The 3,780-nt window shown below is 70.6% G+C and carries 4 protein-coding genes; 3 read left to right on the top strand and 1 reads right to left on the bottom strand.

Annotated elements, in window-relative coordinates:
• On the top strand, window positions 1-1,152 hold a 1,152-nt coding region (locus OOT08_RS14360; RefSeq protein WP_325093468.1), incomplete at its 5' end, for an HAD-IC family P-type ATPase.
• Here OOT08_RS14360 and hemQ read toward each other — a convergent pair.
• Entirely contained in the window at window positions 1,133-1,825 is a 693-nt protein-coding gene (gene hemQ / locus OOT08_RS14365; RefSeq protein WP_325093469.1) for a hydrogen peroxide-dependent heme synthase, read from the bottom strand. The two genes, OOT08_RS14360 and hemQ, sit on opposite strands and share 20 nt — an antisense overlap.
• 153 nt (window positions 1,826-1,978) lie before the next feature.
• Here hemQ and OOT08_RS14370 point away from each other — a divergent pair, with 153 nt between their 5' ends.
• Both OOT08_RS14370 and OOT08_RS14375 read left to right on the top strand, forming a co-directional pair.
• Complete coding sequence (locus tag OOT08_RS14370) at window positions 1,979-2,440, top strand: MarR family winged helix-turn-helix transcriptional regulator (RefSeq protein WP_325093471.1); 462 nt, start codon at window positions 1,979-1,981, stop codon at window positions 2,438-2,440.
• An 80-nt stretch (window positions 2,441-2,520) separates the two neighbouring features.
• Window positions 2,521-3,780: MFS transporter (locus OOT08_RS14375; protein ID WP_325093472.1), on the top strand; the 1,260-nt coding region annotated here is incomplete at its 3' end.

The following is a 3,780-nucleotide window of genomic DNA, read 5'->3' on the forward strand; positions in this document are numbered from 1 at the left end:
GGCATCGCCTGGTGGGCGAGCGGGGACGCGCACCGCTTCGCCGAGGTGCTCGTCGTGGCCACGCCCTGCCCGCTGCTGATCGCGGCCCCCGTCGCCTTCCTGGGCGGGATGAGCCGCTCGGCCCGCTCGGGGATCATCGTAAAGGGGAGCGCCACCCTGGAGCAGCTCGCCCGGATCCGCTTCGTCGCCTTTGACAAGACCGGCACGCTCACCGAGGGCAAGCCCGCCCTGACGCGGCTCGCGCCCGCGCCCGGCGTCACCGAGGAGGAGCTGCTCCGCGCCGCCGCCTCCGCCGAGGTGTTTTCCTCGCACGTGCTCGCCGCCTCGGTCGTGGACGCCGCCAAGCGCGCCGGGCTCGGGCTCCTGCCGGTCGAGGACGCCGAGGAGGAGGCCACGAACGGGGTGCGCGCCACGGTGCAGGGCCGCGAGGTGCGGGTCGGCAAGGCCGCCTGGATCGCCGCGCACGCGCCGGGCTTTGTCCCCGCGCCCATCGCCACGGGCGAGCTCGGCATCCACGTGGCCATCGACGGTCGCCCGGCGGGCACGATCGTCATGCGCGACCGGGTGCGGCCGAGCGCCGAGGCCACGGTGCGGGAGCTGCGCGCCCTCGGCGTCACCCACCAGATCATGGTCACGGGGGACGTGCGGGCCACGGCGGAGCCGATCGCCGAGGGACTCGGACTCGATCGCCTCTTCGCGGAGTGCCTCCCGGAGGACAAGGTGCGGATCGTGCGCGAGGCGCAGCCGCGGCCCGTGCTCATGGTCGGCGACGGGCTCAACGACGCCCCGGTGCTCGCGGCGGCGGACGTGGGCTTCGCGATGGGGGCGCGCGGGGCGACCGCGGCGAGCGAATCAGCCGACGTCGTGAACCTCGTCGACGAGGTCTCCCGGGTGGGGCTCGCGGTGCGCTACGGCCAGGAGACGGTGCGGATCGCGCTCCAGGCGATCTGGATGGGCATGATCATCAGCGTGGGGCTGATGCTGGTCGCCGCGTTCGGCTTCCTCCCGGCCATCGTCGGGGCATGGATGCAAGAGATCGTCGATCTCGTCGCGATCCTGTGGGCGCTTCGCGCGCTCGGCCCCCGCGGGGAGCGGGGGCCGAGCGTCACGAAGCGCCGTGGGGAGCCGCAGCTTACTGCAGTACCTCGATGATCTCGACGGGCTCGATCCGGCGGCCCGTGAAGAACGGCACCTCCTCGCGGACGTGCATCCGCGCCTCGGTGTTGCGCAGGTCGCGCATCAGGTCGACGAGGTCGGTCAGCTCGTCGGCCTCGAGGGGGAGCAGCCACTCGTAGTCACCGAGGGCGAAGGCCGAGACGGTGTGCGCGAGGACGCCCGTGAACGCGGCCCCCTGGCGGCCGTGGTCGGCGAGCATCTTGGCGCGCTCGGCCGGGTCCAGCAGGTACCAGTCGTAGGAGCGCACGAAGGGGTAGACCGTGACCCAGGCCTTGGTGGGCTGGTTGCGCATGTACCCGGGGATGTGCGCGCGGTTAAACTCGGCGTCGCGGTGCACGGCCATCGCGTTCCACACGCGGACGAGGGGCTTGATGATCGCGGTGCGGCGCAGCTCGCGGAGCGCCCACTGCAGGCCCTCGGCGGAGGTGCCGGTCAGCCAGATCATGAGGTCGGCGTCGGAGCGGAGGCCGCTCACATCGTAGAAGCCGCGGAGGGTGACGTTCTCGCCGAGCATCGAGACGACGTCCTCCAGCTGGGCGACGGCGTTGGGGACATCTCGACCGTCCAGTTCGAGCGGGTCGCTCGAGCTGGTGCGGAAGACGGCGAACAGGGTATAGATCTGGTCACTGTGACCTTCATCGACAGACATGGCCTCATTGTTTCCCGCTTCCGGGGCGGGGGCAACCCGCCGTGCCGATCTCCAAGGACATTTTCATCTGATGAACTTTTTTGCGGCAGAATGGGGTCGCAGGAAACCGGGGGATCGGGTATAGTTTAAAGTTCAAGCATTAAGGATGGCGACGTGTCGGAACCCCAGTGGTTATCGGAGGAGGAGCGCGAGCTCTGGATGAAGCTCGTGCGGCTGTCCATGCTGATGCCGAGCGCCGTCGAAGCGCAGCTCAAGCGCGAGGCGGGCATGAACCAGTTCGAGTACCTCGTCCTGGCGATGCTCTCCGAGGTGCCGGACATGACCCGGTTGATGAGCGACCTCGCGTTCCAGACGAACGCCTCGCTCTCCCGGCTCTCGCACGTGGTCACCCGCCTGGAACAGCAGGGCTGGGTGCGCCGCTCCGCCTGTCCCACGGACGGCCGCGCCACGAACGTGATCCTCACGGACGTCGGCTACGAAAAGCTCAAGGACACCGCGCCCGGCCACGTGACCGCCGTGCGCAACATCATCTTCGACCCGCTCACCCCTGAGCTGGTCAGCACGCTGAATCGCTCGTTGCAGCCGATCCTCGACTCCGTCGAGAAGAATCGGTAGTAGCCTCGGTGTGCGGCGGGGCCCGCACGGACCCCGCACGCTGATGCGCCCGCTCGCGGGCGTGAGAGAGGAGTCCGCCAGTGAGCGCACCCCAGACGGCTGAGCAGCCGCAACGGCGAGCCATCGCCTTCGGCACGGTCACCGCGGTGAGTGTCCTGACAATCCTCGACATGACCAAGGTCAACGTCGGCCTCCCCTCGATCGAGCTCGCGCTCGGGGCGAGCAGCAGCCAGCTGCAGCTGATCGTCGCGGGCTACGTGCTCGCGATGGGCCTCGTCATGATCCCGGCCGGCCGGCTCGGGGACACCACCTCGCGGCGCACCCTGCTCCTCACCGGCCTCGGCCTGTTCACCATCGCCAGCGTGCTCGGCGCGCTCGCCCCGTCCATCGGGCTCCTCGTGCTCTTCCGGATCCTGCAGGGGGGGGCCGCCGGGCTACTCACCCCGCAGGTCATCGGCTTCATCCAGGAACTCTACGCCGGCCCGGAGCGCGGCAAGGCCTTCGGGATTTTCGGCGCAACGGTCGGCATCGCCACCGCGCTCGGCCCGACCATCGGCGGCTTCCTCGTCGGCGTCGGCGGCGAGCACAGCGGTTGGACCCTGCTGTTCTGGATGAACCTGCCGCTCGGCATCGGCCTGTTCCTGCTCGCGCTGCGCTACCTGCCCGCGCGGAACCGAGTGCCCGCCGAGCGCGGCGGCCTGGACCTGCCCGGCGTGCTCCTCCTCGCGGTCACCGTCTTCACCCTGATGCTGCCCTTCGTGCTCACCACGGGCCGCCCCGAGGACCCGCCGCTGCGCTGGGCGCTGCTCATCGTGGCCGTGCTCGCGGGCTGGGCCTTCGTCGCGTGGGAGCGGCACTACCAGCGACGGGGCAAGCAGCCCCTCATCGACTTCGCGCTGTTTCGGCTCGCCTCCTTCCGGAACGGGGCCCTCGTCGGGGCGTCCTACTTCGCGGCGATGCCCGCGCACTTCCTCATCATGACCCTGTACCTCCAGCAGGGGCTCGGCCTCCTGCCGGTCTACGCGGGCATGGTCAGCATCGGCTTCGCGCTGTTTTCCGCCGTCAGCTCCTGGTGGAGCGGGCAGCGGGTCAACGCGATCGGGCGTCCGATTGTGATCTTCGGGCTCCTGCTCGTGGGCGTCGGCTTCCTCAGCGCGCTCGCGGCTGCCCGCTTCGCCCCAACCGAGCTGGTGCCGTGGCTCATGGCGGCCTCGCTCGCGGTCGCCGGGCTCGGCGGCGGGGCCGTGATCGCCCCAAACCAGACGCTGACCCTGGCCGAGGTCCCCCTGCGCTCCGGCGGCGTCGCCGGGTCGATCGCCCAGGTCGGGCAGCGCGTGGGC

The sequence above is a fragment of the Leucobacter sp. M11 genome, from assembly GCF_035726885.1.
Lineage (GTDB): Bacteria > Actinomycetota > Actinomycetes > Actinomycetales > Microbacteriaceae > JAPFRB01.